Source organism: Enterobacter sp. ECC-219, assembly GCF_043966805.1.
Lineage (GTDB): Bacteria > Pseudomonadota > Gammaproteobacteria > Enterobacterales > Enterobacteriaceae > Enterobacter > Enterobacter cloacae_N.
In genome coordinates this window covers 3,137,585-3,155,509 of record NZ_CP143680.1, presented here as the reverse complement: position 1 = coordinate 3,155,509, position 17,925 = coordinate 3,137,585, and the positions used below count along the sequence as shown (strand labels likewise).

Below are 17,925 nucleotides of genomic sequence, written 5' to 3'. Positions count from 1 at the left end.
GAAGCGGCAATTTTAGCGTGAGATTCTTCACCCCTGAGGGGTGAAGAAAAGAGAAATGTCCGTTTACTTTTTGTCTTTAAACAGCTCCGGCGCCCACGGACGCGGATCCACCTCCATAAACGGTGCGCGCTCGAAGCGGTCCTTCAGCGCCCACGGCACCGTGCAGTCGAAGATGGTCTTGCAGGAGATGCCGTTTCCGCGAATCGAGGTGCTGTACTCCGGCGACTGGGACGGATCCAGCTGGTGGCCGCGGATCCCCGGAATATTGGTAATGCTGACATCGCCCTGCATGCGGGTGGTCATCGCCCACAGGATGTCGTCGCTGTCGAAAATATCCACGTCTTCGTCGACAAGAATGATGTTCTTCAATTCCGAATAGGTGGCTAAGGCGATAAGCGCCGCCTGGCCCTGACGTCCTTCGTCCGACGGCTGGCGTTTTTTTACCTGCAGTATGCCGAGGAACTTGCCGCCGCCTGCGGTGTGCGCATAGACGTTTTGCAGGAAGCCTGGAATCGCCTCCTCAACGGCATTGCGGATGCTGGCCTCCGTCGGCAAACCGGCCAGCGTGGTATGTTCTTCTCCCGGTCCCACCAGCGTTTGCAGGATCGCGTGGTTTCGCATGGTCACCGCTTTCACTTTGATCACGGGCAGGGAGGGGTTCGCCTCGCCGCAGTAGCCCGGGAACTCCGGCATCGCGTGGCCGGTGTTGGTGTGCTGATCTTCTCTAACGCGCACGCCCGGGAGCAGTTCACCCTCGATGATAATCTCCGCCCGCGCTATCGCTTTCTCTCTTACCGCCACGCCCTGTACCAACTCGACCGGCTGCTGGCGCAGCGCCCCGGCGACGCCCAGCTCGTTGTAGCCAAACGGGGTGGTAGGGGCCTCAAAGCACGCGCCGATATAGATGGCCGGGTCGAGCCCCATGTTGATGGTCACCGGCAGCGGTTTTCCAGCCTCTTCCGCCTTTTTGCGGAAGACTTCGATATGGCGGCCGGCGGCAAGGAACATAGAAAGCTCGTCGCGATCCTGGACGCAGAGGCGGTGAATGGTGACATCCGTCAGCGAGCTATCTTCAGGATCGCTTGCCAGCACCAGCCCCAGGCAGAAGAACGGGCCTGCATCAATCGGCGTATTGGTCGGTGCCGGAAGGAGTTTACGCAGATCGAAGTCAGGATCGTCAGCGTAGAAAACCTGCTCCTGACACGGCGCCTGCGAGGCGGGGACGACAACGGGGGCGACCGGCTTTTTCACCGCCTGGCCGACGCGTTTTGCCAGCTCAGAGGGCTCGCAGCCCAAGAGCAGCGCCGCGCGCTCGCGGCTGGCGTGCATGCCCACCAGAATGCGGGAGCCCGGATAGCCCTTCACGCTGTTGAACATCATGGCCGGGCCAATGCGCGTCGGACGTTTTACCGTACCGCCCGCGCCGATATGACGGTACACACCCGCCAGCTCCGCGTTGGGATCGACCGGATAATCGGTTTCAAGATAGTGCCCTTCGTGGCGCTGAAGCAGGGCGATGGCGCTGCGGAGATCGTTGATCGGGTTTTCCATATTTTCCTCCCTCGTTTGAATACCTCCATTTTTATGGCAATGACCAATAGCATCAATTGCATCATTGCTGTTAAATTGATAAGTGAATTCATATCAAAATAAGGAGGCGTTCCGTGCAGTTTCGTCAGATGCGCCATTTCATCGTCGTTGCCGAAGAGCTCCACATGCATCGGGCCGCCGAGCGTCTGAACATGGCGCAGCCGGCGTTAAGCCAGCAGATAAAGGCGCTGGAAGAACGTTTAGGCGTTACGCTCTTTAGCCGGGCGAACCGCCGCTTAACCCTGACACCTGCGGGCGAAGCGTTTCTGGTGAAAGCCAGGCTCGCCATCTCCCTGACCGAGCAGGCGGTTCTGGACGCCAGACAAACGGCACGAGGTGAGCAGGGGGTGTTAAACCTGGGGTGCGTATCGAGCGCGATGTTTGACGGCAGGTTGCCCACTGCGCTGCGCCAGATGCACACGCGCTGGCCGGCCATTACCATGTCGCTGGTGACGGGAAACGTGCAGACGCTCTACTCTGCTGTGCAGAGTAACCAGCTGGATGTGGCCATTATCCGGGCACCGCTGCCGTCGCTGCCTGACGATCTGCAAAGCCGCCCGTTCGCGTCAGAGAAAACGGTCCTGGCGCTTTATCGTCAGCATCCGCTGGCGGGATCGTCCGCGCTGACGCTTTCGTCGGTGAAAGATGAAAAATGGATCTCCCTGCGCGACCCGGAGGGAATGGGGCTGGAACAGTATTTCTTTGACGCCTGTAGCGGCGCGGGCTTTCAGCCGGACGTGGTACAAAACGCGACTGACGTGCCCACGGTGATAAGCCTTGTCTCGGCCGGATTTGGCCTGGCGCTGTTGCCGGCATCGGCAAAGGCGGTGAGCGTCGAGAATGTGGTTTACGTGGACATCCTGGACCGGCTCCGGGAAAGCGAGCTGACGCTGGTTTGCCACCGGATTATTCGCTCAGAAGTGCTTAAAAAGTTTCTGGTTACCCTCGATCACATCTGACGCCCGGCCGCCTCCAGCAGCTGCTCGCGCAGCCAGACGCTCGCCGGATCCCGGCTGTTTTTCGGGTGCCAGTACATGTAAATGGTAATCGGCTGGAGCGGCAGCGGCGGGGGAAAAATATCCAGCGTGCTGGCGAACTGTCGCAGCATCCGTTCCGGTAAGGTGCAAACGAGATCGGTACCGGCGACAAGCGCAGGCGCCATGGCGTAGCTCTGGGTGGACATCGCGACGTGCCGCTGATGGCCCAGCCCGGCCAGGGTTTGATCGACAAAGCCGGTAAACGGATCCCCGGCCGACGACACTACCAGATGGGAAAGCGCGCAGTAGCTTTCCAGGTCTAACGCACCGGTCCCGCGCGGATGGCCTTTGCGCTGGGCGGTGGCAAACGCGTCGTCGAGCAGTTTGCGCCTTACCCAGCCGTCATGGGCACCCGCGCTCACGCCGATATAGATATCGACATCACCGTTTTCCAGCTGCTGCGGCAGGGCAGCCATCTCCGGCAGGGCGAAGCGCAGGCGGATGCGGGGAGCATCGGCCACCACCTGATTAAGCAGCCCGGTGCCCAGCATCAGCGCCGGGTTTTCATGCAGCGCGATGACAAAGGTCCGGGTGCTGGTCTTCGCATCAAACGCGGCGGGGGCAAACATCGCGCTAATGCCGCGCAAAACGCTCTCTACCTGCGGCTTCAGCGCTTCCGCTCTCGGCGTGGGTAACACCCCGCGTCCATGCGGAGAAGGAATAAATAGCGGTTCGCCAAAGAGCGCGCGCAGACGCGCCAGGCGAGCGGACAGCGCGGGCTGGCTGATGCCCAGCCGCGCGGCCGCGTGGGTGATGTTCCTGTCCTGAAGCAGAGCGTCCAGCGTCAGGAGCAGGTCTATGTCCATCTCAGAAACGGGCGCCATCTTATTTCGCGCTGCTGGCGTCCCGGTTGGTATAGGTGACAGGTACCCAGGCATAGCCGCCTTTCTCTCCTTTCGTCACATACCCGATGCCCGGGAAAGGCAGATGGGGCGCGGCAACCAGGTCTCTGTTTTTCACAAACTCTGCGAACGCATGCTCGCGCACGCGGGCTGCGCCGTCCTGATCCTGATCGTAGGCGATAGTAACCTCAGGCTGCGGGAACTGGACCGCCGCAACGTGAATAACGTCACCGATGAAGGTGATCTTCTCGCCTTTACTTTCAAGCGTGTAGAAGGCCGAACCCGGCGTGTGTCCAGGGTGAACCGTGCCGGTAAGCCCCGGAAGAATCTCAGAGGTTCCGCTAAACGGCACCACTTTGCCGGCGTCAAGATAGGGCTTTAAGGTTTTCTGCGCGACGTCAAAGTAGTTCTGGTCGTAGCCGGTTTTTTTCTGATTGTCTTCGTTAAAGAAAAAGTCGACGTCCGGTTTGCCGACGTAAACGCGCGCGTTGCTGAACACCACCTTGCCGTCTTTCACCAGGCCGCCCGCATGGTCGGAATGGGCGTGGGTCAGCAGGACTTCAGTGATGTCCCCGGGTTTGATTCCCTGAGTGGCGAGGCTCTCAATCAGACGTCCGCCGTTACCGGGGCCAAAGAGCTGGCCGGAGCCGGTATCGACCAGGATTTTGTGTCCGGGCATCGCAATCAGAAAGGCATTGATGGACACTTCCGCCGGGTTGGTCTGGAAATTTTTCGCGAGCAGTGCGTCAGTTTTTTGCTCTGTGGTCCGGCGCAGCAGCTTGTGCAGATCCTGCGCGACGGTCCCGTCGGTAAACGAGGTCACCACAACGTCGCCGACCTGCACGCTGTAACCGCCTGCCGATTGCTTAACGACGTGCTGCGGCGTCTCCGCCGAGGCCTGCAGCGCAGGGTAAAAAAGCATTGAACTTGAAATCAGCGTGGAAAGAGCAAGTTTTTTCACGGTAAGCATACGAGTCTCCTTTGAAAGTGCTCATCTTACTGCTCCGTAAAAGTATAAGAACCTGCCCGGAAATGATAGGACCTATAAACGAGATAAATAGCTCAGCGCAAAAGCCGGGTGACAGTGAAGCCTTTCCCGGCTCGTAAAACGTTATTTTTTCAGCGATGCGTTCCAGCCGTCCGGAGTGGCTTTCGACCAGGAGCCATAAGCGGCATTAGGCAGCACAATCCAGTCATTACCGAAGTGTTCCACGCTGGCCTCAACCAGCTCGCGCTGCTGCTCGCTCGGCTTTTTGTTTTTAAACTGCACGGCGAAATCCGGCAGGCTGTCGCCAAACAGCATCACGATCTGCTGCTTTTTGAGGATGCTCTGGCGACGCTCTTCCTTGCTGACCGTATCCAGAAGCACGCTTTCATCGGACACCTGCGGAAGTCCCAGGGCTGTTAACGTTCTGAGCGTATCGGCTTTATTTTCCTGCATGCGGTCCGAGACGTAATAGATACGGACCTTGCTTTGATTCACATGGTCAAGAAATGCCTTCGCTCCCGGAATTAAGCCGGGTTTTCCCTGCTTCTCCCAGTCGCTCCAGGTATCCCATTTCGTATAGTCGTGACACTGCTCCATGTCGCGCACCAGCAGGGGGGTGTTATCCAGTACCGTTTCATCCAGGTCCATTACTACGGCGTAATTTTCAGGCGTTTTCAGATCCTTTAACTTCTCGTTGAAGCGCTCGGTGGCAAACCGATACGTCTGCAGCTGAAGGGCCATAATCTCTGCCGATTTCTGCTGATAGCGCAGCGCCATTTCGTACGCTTTGGGTTCACACAGGTCTCGCCCGGCGGCCGTCGCCGCTGCACTCATAACAGGTAATACCAGCAGTAATGCCTTAGCCATTGAATTCACACTTCTTTCCTCAACACCGTGGTTAAAATCCCGAAAGCGTAATGAAGTTCAATGACAGAAATATGAAGGCTGCATCGCTACACCAGCATGTAATACCAGAACAGGGCGACTTCGTCTTTTTCCGGCAAGGCGTTGTAGAGATAACGATCGTATCCGCCCAGGGTAAACCCGTAGTGACGGTAAAACAGACAGGCAGAGACGTTCACATTTTGTGTTTCAAGCCGTAATCCCGGCGCGTTTACGCTCCGGGCCCAGACGTGCGCGGCGGCCATCAGCTTTTGCACGGCGCCGGTTCGGCGTTTCGTGCGCTCCACGGCGATGTAATCCACCGAAATAAACTTATTCCAGCCGATTGACGCGGTAATAAATCCGGCTATTTGACCGTCATCCGTTTCAGCAACAAGAAAGATGGCATCCGGATTAACGCAGTGGTTTTCAAGGGTTTGGATGTCGAGCTCGTAGGTTTTTATCCAGGGCTCGGCAACGGCTTCGATATGCAAATCACCGTGGATAAAAGGCTCTCTGGCGATGCGGCTAATGGTGAAAGAAAAGTCACAGCATTCAAGGCGTGGGAGATCGGTATTTAATCCTTTTCGAATCTGCATAGTATTCCCGGTAGTGAGTTATTTCATAAAGAATAGACGAAGCGGTTAAATCCGCTGAGCTAACGGACTTTTAATCCTGAACTAAGCTTGTACTTCGTTCCGCGTAAAATGTGGGTCATTCGAGGACAATGAATGGAATTCAGGACATTTCAAAAGCAGTGGGGTGCTGAGTTTATTTCCGATGACGTTGTACGTTTTCGCGTCTGGGCAGAAGGACAGAAAGAACTTACGCTACGTCTGGCCGCCACCGACGTGCCGATGACGGCGGTGGGGCACGGCTGGTTCCAGGCAGACGTTCATGGCGTCACGCACGGCGCAGAGTATCAGTTTGTCCTGCAGGACGGCATGGCGGTACCCGACCCGGCATCGCGCGCGCAAAAGGGCGATGTTAACGGCCCCTCCGTCGTTATCGATCCCCGACGCTATCAGCCGGTTAACCGGGACTGGGCAGGGCGGCCGTGGGAAGAGACGGTTATCTACGAGCTTCACATCGGCACCTTTACCCCGGAGGGCACCTTCCGGGCGGCCATCGACAAGCTGCCTTATCTTGCAGAGCTGGGTATCACCCAGCTTGAAGTTATGCCCGTCTCCCAGTTTGGCGGATCCCGCGGCTGGGGCTACGACGGCGTGCTGCTGTATGCCCCGCACGCTGCCTACGGCACGCCGGAGGATTTCCACGCGTTTATCGACGCCGCGCACGGGCTGGGGCTTTCCGTGGTGCTGGATATCGTGCTCAACCACTTCGGCCCGGAGGGGAACTATCTGCCACTGCTGTCGCCCGCGTTTTTCGATACGGAGCGTATGACGCCGTGGGGCAACGGCATCGCTTACGAGCGCGAGCCGGTGAGGCAGTACATTACCGATGCGCCGCTCTACTGGCTGACGGAATACCGTCTGGACGGCCTGCGCTTTGATGCCATCGACCAGATTAAAGACAGCGCGGAGACGCACATTCTTGAGGAGATTGCCGCGAAGATCCGCGAGGCGCTCCCGCACCGTCACGTTCACCTGACCACGGAAGACAGCCGCAACGTGATTTTCCTGCATCCGCGCGATGAACAGGGCAACACGCCGCTGTTCACCGCCGAGTGGAATGATGACTTCCACAACGCTGCCCACGTGTTTGCTACCGGCGAAACGCACGCCTACTACCAGGATTTTGCCTTTGAGCCGGAGAAAAAGTTCGCTCGTGCGCTGGCGGAAGGGTTTGTCTACCAGGGTGAGATTTCGCTGCAAACCGGCGAATCTCGCGGGGTGGAGTGCAGCACGCAGCCGCCGCAGTTCTTCGTCGATTTTATTCAGAACCACGATCAGACCGGGAATCGCGCCCAGGGCGAGCGGCTTATCACCCTCGCGGGGGCCGATAAGACGCGGGTGCTGCTTGCCGCGCTACTGCTTTCTCCCCATATCCCGCTGCTGTTTATGGGCGAAGAGTTCGGTGAAACGCACCCGTTCCTGTTCTTCACCGATTTTCACGGCGATCTGGCAAAAGCGGTGCGGGAGGGGCGCGCGAAAGAGTTTACCGGCCACGCCGGGCACGATGAAACCGTCCCGGATCCGAACGACGTGAACACCTTCGTTCGATCAAAGCTCGACTGGCATAAGATTGCCACCGACGAAGGTAAAACGTGGCTGCGCTTCACGCGCCACCTGCTGACGCTGCGCCATCGCCATATCGTTCCGCTTCTGCGTCATGGCGGCACCGTTCAGGGCAAGGTAATCAAGACCGTGCCCGGCATGGTGGTGGTGAGCTGGCACTTCCCGTCCGGGACGCTCTCTCTGGCGCTTAATATCGGCAGTAAGCCTGTCGCGCTGCCTGTGCTTTCAGGGGAGACGCGCTTTGCCTGGCCGGAGGTAACGGACGTTTTGCCGCCGAACAGTATTGTCGTTCGCTTTGCTGATGGAGACGCATCGTTATGATCCCTTCCGCCACGTACCGTATCCAGTTCCGCAACGGCATGACGTTTGACCGCGCTGTCGAGCTGGTGCCGTATCTGAAAGACCTCGGCATCAGCCACCTCTACGCCTCGCCCGTATTTACCGCCACAACGGGTTCCACTCACGGCTATGACGTGACCAACCCGAATGAAATTGACCCCGCGATCGGCGGTCGGGAAGGCTTTGACCGCATGGCCGCGGCGCTCAGGCAGGCTGGCATGGGGCTGATTCTGGATATTGTCCCAAACCATATGTCCACCTCGCTGGAGAACACCTGGTGGCGGGACGTGATTGAATACGGCCAGCAGAGCCGCTATTTCCGCTATTTCGATATCGACGCGTCGCGACCACTGACGCTGCCGTTTCTCGGCGACACCTTTGAGGTGGAGCTGGAGAAGGGGGCTATCACGCTTGAATGTGACACTGTCACTAACAAAGCCTCTCTGGTCTATTACGACACCGCGTACCCGCTCAACCCGGGCACGTACAGCGAGGAGAAAAGCATTGCCGAACTGCATGACGCGCAAAGCTGGCGGCTGATGTCCTGGCGGGAAGCGCCGAAGCAGCTCTCGTGGCGGCGCTTCTTCGAGATCACCGGTCTGGTGGGCGTTCGGGTTGAAGACGAACAGGTGTTCGACGATACGCACCGGCTGATCCTTGAGCTGGTTCACGCGGGCGTCGTAGACGGCCTGCGCATTGACCATATTGACGGCCTGGCCGATCCGCAGGGTTATTTGCAGAAGCTGCGTCAGGCAGCCGGACCCGACTGTTACATTACGGTCGAGAAAATTCTCGCGAAGGGAGAGCAGCTGCCCACCGACTGGCCGGTTTCCGGTACCACCGGGTACGAGTTTATCGCCTCGCTGGCGGAGGTGCTGGTCGATGACGATAACCTGTCGCGTCTGGAGACCATCCACGACGAGACGCTGGGAATGACGGTCGATCGCCATGCGGAACTGCGCGATGCCAAGGGCCTGATGACCGATCGTAATTTTGAGGGCGAGTTCACCACGCTGCTAAACCTTGCTGACGATCTGGCCCGCCGTAATGAGGTTGCGCTGCCGCGCGAGGAAATCCGTCACGCGCTGCGCGAGTTGCTTATTGCGTTTCCGGTGTACCGCACCTATGGCACTCGCGAGGGGTTAACCCCGCCGGACGTGGCGCTGCTTAGCCGCGTGGTCGCCGGCGTAAATACGTCCGAGGCGGCCCTGAGTCTGATTGTGCGCATTCTTACCGGCGACCTGCCGGAAGATTGCCGCGAGTCCGCCGCGCTTTTCAGAACACGCTTCCAGCAGCTGACCGGGCCGCTGATGGCGAAGTCGGTGGAAGACACGCTGTTTTTCCGCCTTAACCTTGAGCTTGCGCTCAATGAAGTGGGCGCTGACCCGACGCCGCGCGCGTTTTCACTATCCCGCTTTCACCAGGAGATGCGCATTCGTCTGGCCCGTCAGCCCGACGCGCTGCTGGGCACCTCCACGCACGATACCAAGCGCGGAGAAGACGCCCGGGCGCGTCTCTACACCCTGACGGAGGCGCCGGAACGCTGGGGAGAAAATCTCGCCCGCTGGCGGCAGATTAACCAGACCCGGGTGCGTTTTCTTAATGACGGCACCGCGCCGAACGCCGCAGATACCTGGATGATCTACCAGGCGCTGGCGGGCGTCTGGCCTGCCACGCTGTCACCGGACGACGCTGAAGGGCTTGCATCACTGGAGACGCGCTTCCTCGGCTTCCTTGAGAAAGCGCTTCGCGAGGCGAAGCAGCGCACCGACTGGATCGACAGCAACGAGAGCTACGAGAGCGTGGTGTTGAGCTACGCGCGGCACCTGTTGTCCTCGGATAACAGCCTGTTCCTGCACGATTTCAGCGAGGCGATGCAGCCCTTTATCCGCGCCGGGCTGATGAACAGCCTCAGCCAGACGCTGATCAAGCTGACAGCTCCCGGCGTGCCGGATATCTATCAGGGCAGCGAGGCGCTCAACTTTAGCCTGGTCGACCCGGATAACCGACGGGAGCCGGACTTCCCGGCCCTGGTGCAAAACCTCAGCGCGGCGGATGCCACGGTGTTTGACAACCCGGCCTGCTGGCGTGACGGGCGCGTTAAACAGTTCGTTACCGCCACGCTGTTACGACTTCGACCGCATTACGACGCGCTTTTCCGCTACGGTGACTGGCTGCCGCTCAAGGTTTCCGGCGAGCGCGAGGAAAACCTGATTGTCTATGCACGGATTAAGGAAGACGAGGCGCTGATCGTTGCCGTGCCGCGTCTGGTTTTTGGCGTCACCGATAATCATCAGCTGTGGGTCAATACCACGGTAGCGATACCCGACGAACTGGCCGGGAAGCGCTATCGGGATCTGTTCAGCGGTGAGAGCCGCATTCTGCAAGAGACGCTGGATTTAACGTCAGAAAAAGGATGTGTACTGGTTCTGCTTACCTGCGAATAATCGTGGAGAACGAAAATGGCAAAGGATACTACGTTTGAAATTCGGGCCGGTCATGGCCAACAGCTGGGGGCGAATTATGACGGGAAGGGGGTTAACTTCGCGCTGTTCTCCGCGCACGCTGAGCGGGTGGAGCTCTGTCTGTTTGACCCGTCCGGGAAAACGGAAATCGCCCGGCTGGAGCTGCCGGAATATACCCATGAGGTCTGGCACGGCTATGTGCCCGATCTGAAGCCCGGCGCGCTGTATGGCTATCGCGTCTACGGACCTTACGACCCTGAAAACGGTCACCGTTTTAACCCGCATAAGCTGCTTATCGACCCGTATGCCCGTGAACTGGTGGGCGATATCGACTGGAACGACGCCCATTTCGGCTATGAGCTGGGGCATGACGAGTTAGATTTAAGCTTTGATACGCGGGACAGCGCGCCGTTCACGCCGAAATGCAAGGTTATCGACCCGAACGCTTTCGACTGGCAGGATCACAACCGGCCAAACGTGCCCTGGCCGCATACCGTCGTCTATGAGAGCCACGTCAAGGGCTTTACCCAGATGAACCCGGCCATCCCGCCCGAGCTGCGCGGAACGTTTGAGGGGATGGGACATAAAGCCTCGGTCGACTACATCAAAAGCCTGGGCATTACCTCGGTGGAGCTGCTGCCGGTTCACTGGTTCCCGGATGACCAGCATCTCCTCGACCGTGGCCTGAAAAACTTCTGGGGCTATAACACGCTGGGCTTTTTTGCCCCCGCGTCGCGCTACTACGGCCCGGCGGGGATCCAGGGCTTTCGCGACATGGTGCGCGCCTATCATGACGCGGGCATTGAGGTGATTCTGGACGTGGTCTATAACCACACGGCGGAAGGTAACGAGTTAGGGCCTACGCTCTCGTTTAAGGGGATCGATAACTACAGCTATTACCGAACCCTGCCGGACCAGCACCGGTACTACATCAACGACACCGGGACGGGGAATACGGTCAACACCTCGCACCCGCGTGTGCTACAGATGGTGATGGACTCCCTGCGCTACTGGGCGGAATCGATGCATATTGACGGTTTTCGTTTCGATCTGGGGACGATACTGGGCCGCGAGCCCGAGGGGTTTGACCCACGCGGCGGTTTCTTCGACGCCATGACTCAGGATCCGGTGTTATCGAGACTCAAGCTGATTGGCGAACCCTGGGATATTGGCCCCGGCGGGTATCAGGTCGGCGGTTTCCCGCCGGGCTGGGGGGAGTGGAACGATAAGTATCGTGATACCGTTCGCGAGTACTGGAAGGGGGATAACGTCTCCACCGACTTTGCCGCGCGTCTGCTGGGCTCCGGGGATCTGTACGATCTGCGCGGGCGTCGTCCGTGGGCCAGCGTCAACTTCATCACCGCTCACGACGGCTTTACGCTGAATGATCTGGTGTCGTACAACGAGAAGCATAACGCCGATAACGGAGAGGACAATAACGACGGGCATAACGATAACCGCTCGTACAACTATGGGGAAGAAGGGCCGACGGAGAACCCGGATATTATTGCTACCCGCGAGCGGCAGAAGCGCAATTTCCTGACCACGCTGCTGTTCTCCCACGGCACGCCGATGCTGCTGGCGGGGGACGAGTTTGGCCGCACGCAGAAGGGCAACAACAACGGCTACTGCCAGGACAGCGAGATCTCGTGGATTGACTGGAAGGGGCTCTCCGAAAACGACGCTGCGCTGCGCGAGTTTACCCGTCGTCTCATTGCCCTTCGCGCGCAACAGCCGCTGCTGCGCCGTGAAAGCTGGCGCGACGGGCTGGAGATCCGCTGGTTTAATGCCGGGGGCGGTCCGCAGCAGGCCGAGCAGTGGGATGAAGGTTCGACGCTCGGGGTCTCCATCAGCAGACCGGATCTCAGGCAGGAGGACGGCATCTGGCACGACGTGCTGATGCTGTTTAACCCGTTCGAAGGCACCGTGCCGTTCCAGATCCCGCAGTTTGGCGAAGGGGGATGGGTTCTTGAACTGTCTACGGCGGATGACGCTGCCGCCGGAACAGCGATCACCGACACCGTAGAGTATGAACTGGCCGGACGCAGCATTACCCTGTTCAGACGTCCGTAGTTCAGAGCGATGCCGCCGCGCGGGCGGCGGTGTCATACAGTGAGGAGATCGCGCGTAACAGCTGCGCGGTTTCGCCGATCGCTTTCCCGGAAATGCCGCTCTCTGCGTGGATGGCAATTAGACACGCTTCCCGCACGTCCCGATACTTCATGCACAACGCTTTCCCTTCCTCCGTGGTGGAGAAAAAGAGCTCTTTACCCGCTTTCTCACTCGTCACGTAGCCCGCTTTGACCAGCTTCTTCAGGGCATATGTCACCACGTGGGTATCTTCCACGTTAAGCACGAAACAGATGTCGGCCAGCTTTTTCTTGCGGTCGCGGTGGTTCACGTGATGCAGCAGCGAAACGTCAAAGGCGCCCATATCCGGTTCGCCGGCTGCGGTCATGCAGCGCACCATCCATTTGTTGAACGCGTTGCCGGTCATGATCAGCGCGTACTCCAGCTCTGACAGTTCTGCGCAGCGCTCGGAAACCAGATGGCGGGAAGAGACGATCCGGCCATCGTTGATATCGTCGCGATCGGGTGAAGCACTCTTTTTCGAGGTCATAACGTTCCTTAGCCAGAAATGTAAACTCGTCGATAAAATAAGAACATTTTATTGATAATTTGTTTACATGTTTTTGAGGTTCAGATATAGCTTTTTAGCGCAGGTTTTGTGAAGCCTGACGTAAAACACAACATCGCTCGCCGCAAATTAAAAAAATAGCCGTCGGCGCGCAACGCTCACTTTCGATAGGGTAAACGTTATGGACGGTACTACGCTGTTGCCGCTGATCGGGATACCGATCGTGGTTATTGGTTTTGCACTGCGCTTCAACCCGCTGCTGGTAGTCGTGGTGGCGGGGCTGGCGACGGGCCTGCTGGTCGGGATGGATTTCGGGATGCTGCTGGAGACCTTCGGCGAGAAGTTCGTCAACAGCCGATCGCTGGCGACCTTCATCCTGATCCTGCCGGTGATTGGTCTGCTGGAATACTACGGGCTTAAAGAGCGCGCCCAGGCCTGGGTCGCGAAGATCGCCAGCGCCACCTCGGCGCGTATCCTGATGCTCTACTTCGTGGCACGTGAAGGCACCGCCGCGCTGGGGCTGATGTCGCTGGGCGGCCATGCCCAGACGGTGCGTCCGCTGCTGGCGCCGATGGCTGAAGGGGCCGCCCTGAACGAATACGGCGAGCTGCCGCAGCACATTCGCGACAAAATCAAGGCCCATGCCGCGGCATGCGACAACATTGCGGTCTTCTTTGGAGAAGACATCTTTATCGCCTTTGGTGCGGTGCTGCTGATCGACGCGTTCCTGAAAGAGAACGGTATTCAGGGCATCGAACCGCTGCATATCGGCCTGTGGGCTATCCCAACCGCCATTGCGGCATTGATTATTCATATGACGCGCCTGCTGCGCCTGGACGCCAGCATCCGTCGCGACGTCATGGCCTGGCGTGCAGAGCAGGGTAACCAGGAGGTGGCGCAATGATGACGCTTATCACCATTAACCGCGTGTATTACCTGATCGGCTTCGTCGTGATGCTGCTGGTCGTGATGACCCTGCGCGATCGCGCCAATCCGAAGCGTTTTACCACCGCGCTGTTCTGGTTTTTATTCGGCGGGATCTTCCTGTTCGGTGACCTGATGGTGCAGGAGCTGGGGAAATCGCTGGCGTACCGGATCGTTGGCGGGTGCGTCATCGCTATCGCGCTGCTGGCGGGTTTTGGCCTGGTCGGGAAAGGGCACTACAAAATGGCCTCCGAGGAGGAGCGCGTTGCCTCGTCAAAGCGCCTTAAAAACTGGCTGTTCCTGCCCGCGCTGATGATCCCGGTGGTAACGGTTATCGGGACGCTGTTCCTGAAAGGGGTGTCGGTTGGCGGCGTGTTCCTGCTCGACCAGAAACAGCTCACCCTGGCGGCGCTGTGCGTGGCCTGCGTCGCGGCGATCCTCACCGGCTGGTGGCTGACCAAGGGGACACCGCTGCATGCTATTCGCCAGTCTCGTCGTCTTGTCGACACTATCGGCTGGGCGGTGATCCTGCCGCAGATGCTGGCGATGCTCGGCGGCGTGTTCGTCGCGGCCAATACCGGGGATTCGGTGCAGAAGGTGGTCAGCCTGTTCGTGAACCCGGACAGTCGCTTCATGCTGGTGGTGATTTATTGCGTGGGGATGGCGCTGTTTACCATGATCATGGGTAACGCCTTTGCCGCTTTCCCGGTATTAAGTGCCGGTATCGCCTTACCGTTCCTGATCAACGTGCATCACGGCAACCCGGCGCCGCTGCTGGCGATTGGCATGTACGCGGGCTACTGTGGCACGCTGATGACGCCGATGGCCGCGAACTTCAATATTGTTCCCGCCGCCTTGCTGGAGCTGAAAGACAAATATCAGGTGATCAAGATCCAGATCCCGACCGCGTTAACCCTGCTGGTGGTGAACGTGTTCCTCATGTATTTCCTCGTGTTTCGCTAAGGAGCTGTTATGGAATTGACGCAACATCAGGCTGACGCGTTTGCCCGCATGCCTTTAACCTATTTGCGCCAGGAATACCCGAACCACATCATGCACCTGCTGAATGATGATGGTGACGTTCTGCCGCCGCGCGAGCTGCACCCGATTTTCTACGGCTGTTTCGACTGGCACTCGGCGGTGCACGGCTACTGGCTGCTGCTGCGCTGCGTGCGCCTTTATCCGGAGCTGCCGAGCCGGGACGCGATCGTCGCGCTTTTCGACGAGCACCTGACGGAAAAGAACGTGGCGAAAGAGCTGGCCTATTTCACCGCGCCGTTCCGCGCCTCGTTTGAGCGCCCGTACGGCTACGGCTGGCTGCTGGCGCTGGCCCAGGAGCTGAAACAGTCGTCGCTGCCGCAGGCCGCAGGCTGGTATCAAACGCTTGAGCCGCTAACGCAGGATATTCGCCACAGGCTGGTGGATTACCTCAGCAAGCTCACCTATCCAATACGCGTCGGGACGCATTACAACACGGCGTTTGCCCTCGCGCTGGCGCTCGATTACGCGCGAGGCGTGGAGGACAGCGCGCTTGAGCAGGCGATTGTCACGGCGGCGGAGCGGTTTTATCTCGCCGACACGCGCTATCCTGCTCATTATGAACCCGGTGGTGATGAGTACATTTCCGGGGCGCTGACGGAAGCGCTGCTGATGAGCAAGGTGTTAGAAGACTTCCCGGCCTGGTTTGACGCGTTTCTGCCGGATGTCGGCTCCGTTGCGGCGCTGATGAACCCAGCGGAAGTGAGCGACCGTACCGACCCGAAAATCGCCCATCTCGACGGATTAAACCTCAGCCGCGCGTGGTGTATGAAGCATATTGCCAAAGCGCTTCCCGCAAACCATCCGGCGCAGCAGGCGCTGCGTGATGCCGTGGCGAAACATCTGACGGCAAGCGTAGAGCATGTGGTCGGCAGCCACTACAGCGGCGGGCACTGGCTGGCGAGCTTCGCGCTGCTGGCGCTGGAGTAAACGAACGGCACTTACCGTGTGTCGGTTATTTTTTGCTGATGCACGGTATCTTTGCATTATTGTAAAGTGCCAAAAGATTCCCTTATTTTAATTTACACGCTTTCGGAATATTCACGCCGTTATATCTTTAGTTTAAAAGGACAGGTAAGTACTCTACAGACTCAATAGACAGATAATACCTTTTATATTATTGATTGTTTTTTATTATGGAGTCTTACGATGAATAAAATTCCGCTTGCATTGATTAGATATATGTCCGGAACTCTTTTCGTTTCCACGCTAAGCGCCCCCGTTTTGGCAAATGAAAAAGTATCCACGCCTGTCGCCGTAAAAAACTTTTGATTAATGGGTTTAATGAGCCAAGACAAGCACTTGTTTTCACGAAGGGCGGTAACTATCTCTGGGTGCTGAATAAAGATCTCAGCCTGTCAAAAGTCGACCGCAAACAGCAAAAGATCGTTGCGACGATAAAAGAGTAACGCAATCGTCTTGCCTGAACGTTTCTTCAGGGAAGAATCACGCGCTGACAGCCTTAAGCTGTCAGCAATCCCTTATAGTTTCCGATAACAATTTCATTGAGCGTTCTGACGCCGACACGGCGCAGGGCGGCCATTTTATAGCGGCTCACGGCCGAATAGGTGATACCCATTCGTTCAGCCACCGCGTCGGGACTGTCACCGTTGAGCAGAGAACTGAGGACTTCACGTTCCGCCATTCTGGCCCGGTGATGACGAACGCGACAGGGCCCAGGCTGCACGCTGATCCTCTCATTTGCGATTCGTTGAAGCAGCCATTTTAGGGCCATCACGGACCCCGACTTATCAACCATGATTGTCGTTCCGCCCGCAGAAGGGACTTTGCAGAGTCCACCGGAGTAACTGTTCGTCAATACGATCGTTTTATGTGGCAGTACGTTCATGACGGTCAACGCCTGCGAACGTTTTTCATCAAAACACTCCGATTCAATAATGAGTAGATCAGGTCTTTGATCGTTCAGCACGGTATACGCATCAAATGCCTCAGGTGTTATCGCCTGTACCCGCCAGTGGGCAGAATGACATAAAGCATTCAGACCCTGTAACGTAAACACACAACGGACGACGATGATAATTCGCTTTTCTTTTTCATGCATAGCATGAGAACCATTGTCGGGATGATTGACCATACGAAATCGCCTCACCTATTTCTGCATTTAATATGGAAAAACTGACGTAGCTTTATTTTTCAAAACACAGATAAATATACGTGGCTTGTCTGCGGCATAAAATCGGAATGGTCATCATGGCGGTGTAGGACAAGGACTACAATCTTGGAGATTATTATCCCTATAGTTGAGAGGGTGTTTAATAAATATAAACTCAGCTAAAATACAAAGGCGCTAAATTTATCTCGGGTATTAATATGGCAAAAGTCATGATTGTTGACGATCACCCAATAGCCCGAATGGCTATTCAGTTTCTGGTCGAAAAGGAAGGGCATAGCGTTGTGGCTGAATCAGGCGATGGCGCGGAAGCGCTTTCGCTGATCGACGAGCATCATCCGGACATTCTGGTGATCGACATTGATATCGCCACGCTGGATGGTATCGAAGTCGTCAGAACGTTACGTGCGAATAGCTATCCAGGGATCATTATTGTGATTTCCGGCAAAAATCCTGAATTCTATTCACCCCGAAGTGCCCTGAGCGGCGCGGATGGCTTCATCAGCAAAAAAAATAACTTACCCGAGATCATCACCGCCATCCGTGCGGCGCAAAATGGCTATGGCTATTTCCCTCTGAAACGTTTCGAATCCCCGCAAAGCCAACAGGCGATAGACGATCGGGAAAGGCTGGGGATGCTGTCGCCCCAGGAGTTTCAGGTTTTCCAGCATATTATTAAGGGGCTGGAAAATATGAAAATTGCCGCCAAAATGAAGATCAGCAACAAAACCGTCAGCACTTACAAAAGCCGCCTGATGGACAAACTCGGTTGTAAAACTCAACTGGATATTTTTGAATTCGCACGGCGTAACAATCTTGAATAAATTTCTGTCCCGAGCGTTACTGTTTCTTC

At 57.3% G+C, this 17,925-nt stretch carries 15 protein-coding genes; 8 read left to right on the top strand and 7 right to left on the bottom strand.

Annotated elements, in window-relative coordinates; all coding sequences use genetic code 11:
* Nucleotides 1-63 precede the first annotated feature (63 nt).
* Nucleotides 64-1,551 carry a UbiD family decarboxylase gene (locus V1603_RS14955; RefSeq protein WP_116339814.1) on the bottom strand — a complete coding sequence of 496 codons (1,488 nt, stop codon included), beginning with the start codon at nt 1,549-1,551 and terminating at the stop codon, nt 64-66.
* Between the two features lie 113 nt (nt 1,552-1,664).
* On the opposite strand from V1603_RS14955, the gene V1603_RS14950 reads away from it, so the two are divergent.
* Nucleotides 1,665-2,549, top strand: coding sequence for a LysR substrate-binding domain-containing protein (locus V1603_RS14950; RefSeq protein ID WP_163329455.1), 885 nt, complete (start codon nt 1,665-1,667; stop codon nt 2,547-2,549).
* Here V1603_RS14950 and V1603_RS14945 read toward each other — a convergent pair.
* The 4 genes from V1603_RS14945 to V1603_RS14930 all read right to left on the bottom strand — a co-directional run bounded on the left by V1603_RS14945 (nt 2,540) and on the right by V1603_RS14930 (nt 5,938).
* Nucleotides 2,540-3,451: a LysR family transcriptional regulator gene (locus V1603_RS14945; protein ID WP_395312865.1), complete on the bottom strand. Its 912-nt coding sequence runs from the start codon at nt 3,449-3,451 to the stop codon at nt 2,540-2,542. The two genes, V1603_RS14950 and V1603_RS14945, sit on opposite strands and share 10 nt — an antisense overlap.
* A gap of 1 nt (nt 3,452) precedes the next feature.
* Nucleotides 3,453-4,439 (bottom strand): MBL fold metallo-hydrolase, encoded by a 987-nt coding sequence (locus V1603_RS14940; protein ID WP_233003311.1) that lies wholly within the window; start codon nt 4,437-4,439, stop codon nt 3,453-3,455.
* A 141-nt stretch (nt 4,440-4,580) separates the two neighbouring features.
* Nucleotides 4,581-5,333, bottom strand: coding sequence for a 5'-nucleotidase, lipoprotein e(P4) family (locus V1603_RS14935; protein WP_116339821.1), 753 nt, complete (start codon nt 5,331-5,333; stop codon nt 4,581-4,583).
* A 77-nt stretch (nt 5,334-5,410) separates the two neighbouring features.
* Complete coding sequence (locus V1603_RS14930; protein WP_395312864.1) at nt 5,411-5,938, bottom strand: GNAT family N-acetyltransferase; 528 nt, start codon at nt 5,936-5,938, stop codon at nt 5,411-5,413.
* 132 nt (nt 5,939-6,070) lie between these two features.
* On the opposite strand from V1603_RS14930, the gene treZ reads away from it, so the two are divergent.
* From treZ to glgX, 3 genes are read left to right on the top strand one after another with little or no spacing between them, the layout of a single operon-like run.
* On the top strand, nt 6,071-7,858 hold the full coding sequence (gene treZ / locus V1603_RS14925; RefSeq protein WP_395312863.1) for a malto-oligosyltrehalose trehalohydrolase: 1,788 nt from the start codon (nt 6,071-6,073) through the stop codon (nt 7,856-7,858).
* Entirely contained in the window at nt 7,855-10,323 is a 2,469-nt protein-coding gene (treY, locus tag V1603_RS14920) for a malto-oligosyltrehalose synthase (protein WP_395312862.1), read from the top strand. The genes treZ and treY overlap by 4 nt, the downstream gene beginning before the upstream one ends.
* A 15-nt stretch (nt 10,324-10,338) precedes the next feature.
* A complete protein-coding gene (glgX, locus tag V1603_RS14915) occupies nt 10,339-12,414 on the top strand; it encodes a glycogen debranching protein GlgX (protein ID WP_116339830.1) in 2,076 nt (691 codons plus the stop codon).
* Nucleotide 12,415: 1 nt separating this feature from the next.
* Here glgX and V1603_RS14910 read toward each other — a convergent pair whose 3' ends face one another.
* A complete protein-coding gene (locus V1603_RS14910; RefSeq protein ID WP_116339832.1) occupies nt 12,416-12,961 on the bottom strand; it encodes a winged helix DNA-binding protein in 546 nt (181 codons plus the stop codon).
* A gap of 199 nt (nt 12,962-13,160) precedes the next feature.
* Here V1603_RS14910 and V1603_RS14905 point away from each other — a divergent pair, with 199 nt between their 5' ends.
* Genes V1603_RS14905 through V1603_RS14895 form a run of 3 tightly spaced genes read left to right on the top strand, consistent with a single transcriptional unit; the run spans nt 13,161 to nt 15,871 of the window.
* Nucleotides 13,161-13,883, top strand: a complete 723-nt coding sequence (locus V1603_RS14905) for a DUF969 domain-containing protein (RefSeq protein ID WP_116339834.1) — start codon at nt 13,161-13,163, stop codon at nt 13,881-13,883.
* Nucleotides 13,880-14,866 carry a DUF979 domain-containing protein gene (locus V1603_RS14900; RefSeq protein ID WP_166711207.1) on the top strand — a complete coding sequence of 329 codons (987 nt, stop codon included), beginning with the start codon at nt 13,880-13,882 and terminating at the stop codon, nt 14,864-14,866. The genes V1603_RS14905 and V1603_RS14900 overlap by 4 nt, the downstream gene beginning before the upstream one ends.
* A gap of 9 nt (nt 14,867-14,875) precedes the next feature.
* Complete coding sequence (locus V1603_RS14895; RefSeq protein ID WP_395312861.1) at nt 14,876-15,871, top strand: DUF2891 domain-containing protein; 996 nt, start codon at nt 14,876-14,878, stop codon at nt 15,869-15,871.
* 532 nt (nt 15,872-16,403) lie between these two features.
* On the opposite strand, the gene V1603_RS14890 is transcribed toward V1603_RS14895, so the two are convergent.
* Nucleotides 16,404-17,036, bottom strand: a complete 633-nt coding sequence (locus tag V1603_RS14890; RefSeq protein WP_395312860.1) for a hypothetical protein — start codon at nt 17,034-17,036, stop codon at nt 16,404-16,406.
* Between the two features lie 236 nt (nt 17,037-17,272).
* On the opposite strand from V1603_RS14890, the gene V1603_RS14885 reads away from it, so the two are divergent.
* Complete coding sequence (locus tag V1603_RS14885; protein WP_054829801.1) at nt 17,273-17,896, top strand: response regulator; 624 nt, start codon at nt 17,273-17,275, stop codon at nt 17,894-17,896.
* The last annotated feature ends 29 nt before the right edge of the window (nt 17,897-17,925 follow it).

Bases quoted from the DNA above. Each gene is read 5' to 3' on its own strand.
- treY (WP_395312862.1), top strand. From the start codon at position 7,855: ATGATCCCTTCCGCCACGTACCGTATCCAGTTCCGCAACGGCATGACG.
- V1603_RS14910 (WP_116339832.1), bottom strand. From the start codon at position 12,961: ATGACCTCGAAAAAGAGTGCTTCACCCGATCGCGACGATATCAACGAT.
- V1603_RS14940 (WP_233003311.1), bottom strand. From the start codon at position 4,439: ATGCTTACCGTGAAAAAACTTGCTCTTTCCACGCTGATTTCAAGTTCA.
- treZ (WP_395312863.1), top strand. From the start codon at position 6,071: ATGGAATTCAGGACATTTCAAAAGCAGTGGGGTGCTGAGTTTATTTCC.
- V1603_RS14905 (WP_116339834.1), top strand. From the start codon at position 13,161: ATGGACGGTACTACGCTGTTGCCGCTGATCGGGATACCGATCGTGGTT.
- V1603_RS14955 (WP_116339814.1), bottom strand. From the start codon at position 1,551: ATGGAAAACCCGATCAACGATCTCCGCAGCGCCATCGCCCTGCTTCAG.
- V1603_RS14895 (WP_395312861.1), top strand. From the start codon at position 14,876: ATGGAATTGACGCAACATCAGGCTGACGCGTTTGCCCGCATGCCTTTA.
- V1603_RS14885 (WP_054829801.1), top strand. From the start codon at position 17,273: ATGGCAAAAGTCATGATTGTTGACGATCACCCAATAGCCCGAATGGCT.
- V1603_RS14945 (WP_395312865.1), bottom strand. From the start codon at position 3,451: ATGGCGCCCGTTTCTGAGATGGACATAGACCTGCTCCTGACGCTGGAC.
- V1603_RS14930 (WP_395312864.1), bottom strand. From the start codon at position 5,938: ATGCAGATTCGAAAAGGATTAAATACCGATCTCCCACGCCTTGAATGC.
- V1603_RS14900 (WP_166711207.1), top strand. From the start codon at position 13,880: ATGATGACGCTTATCACCATTAACCGCGTGTATTACCTGATCGGCTTC.
- V1603_RS14890 (WP_395312860.1), bottom strand. From the start codon at position 17,036: ATGGTCAATCATCCCGACAATGGTTCTCATGCTATGCATGAAAAAGAA.
- glgX (WP_116339830.1), top strand. From the start codon at position 10,339: ATGGCAAAGGATACTACGTTTGAAATTCGGGCCGGTCATGGCCAACAG.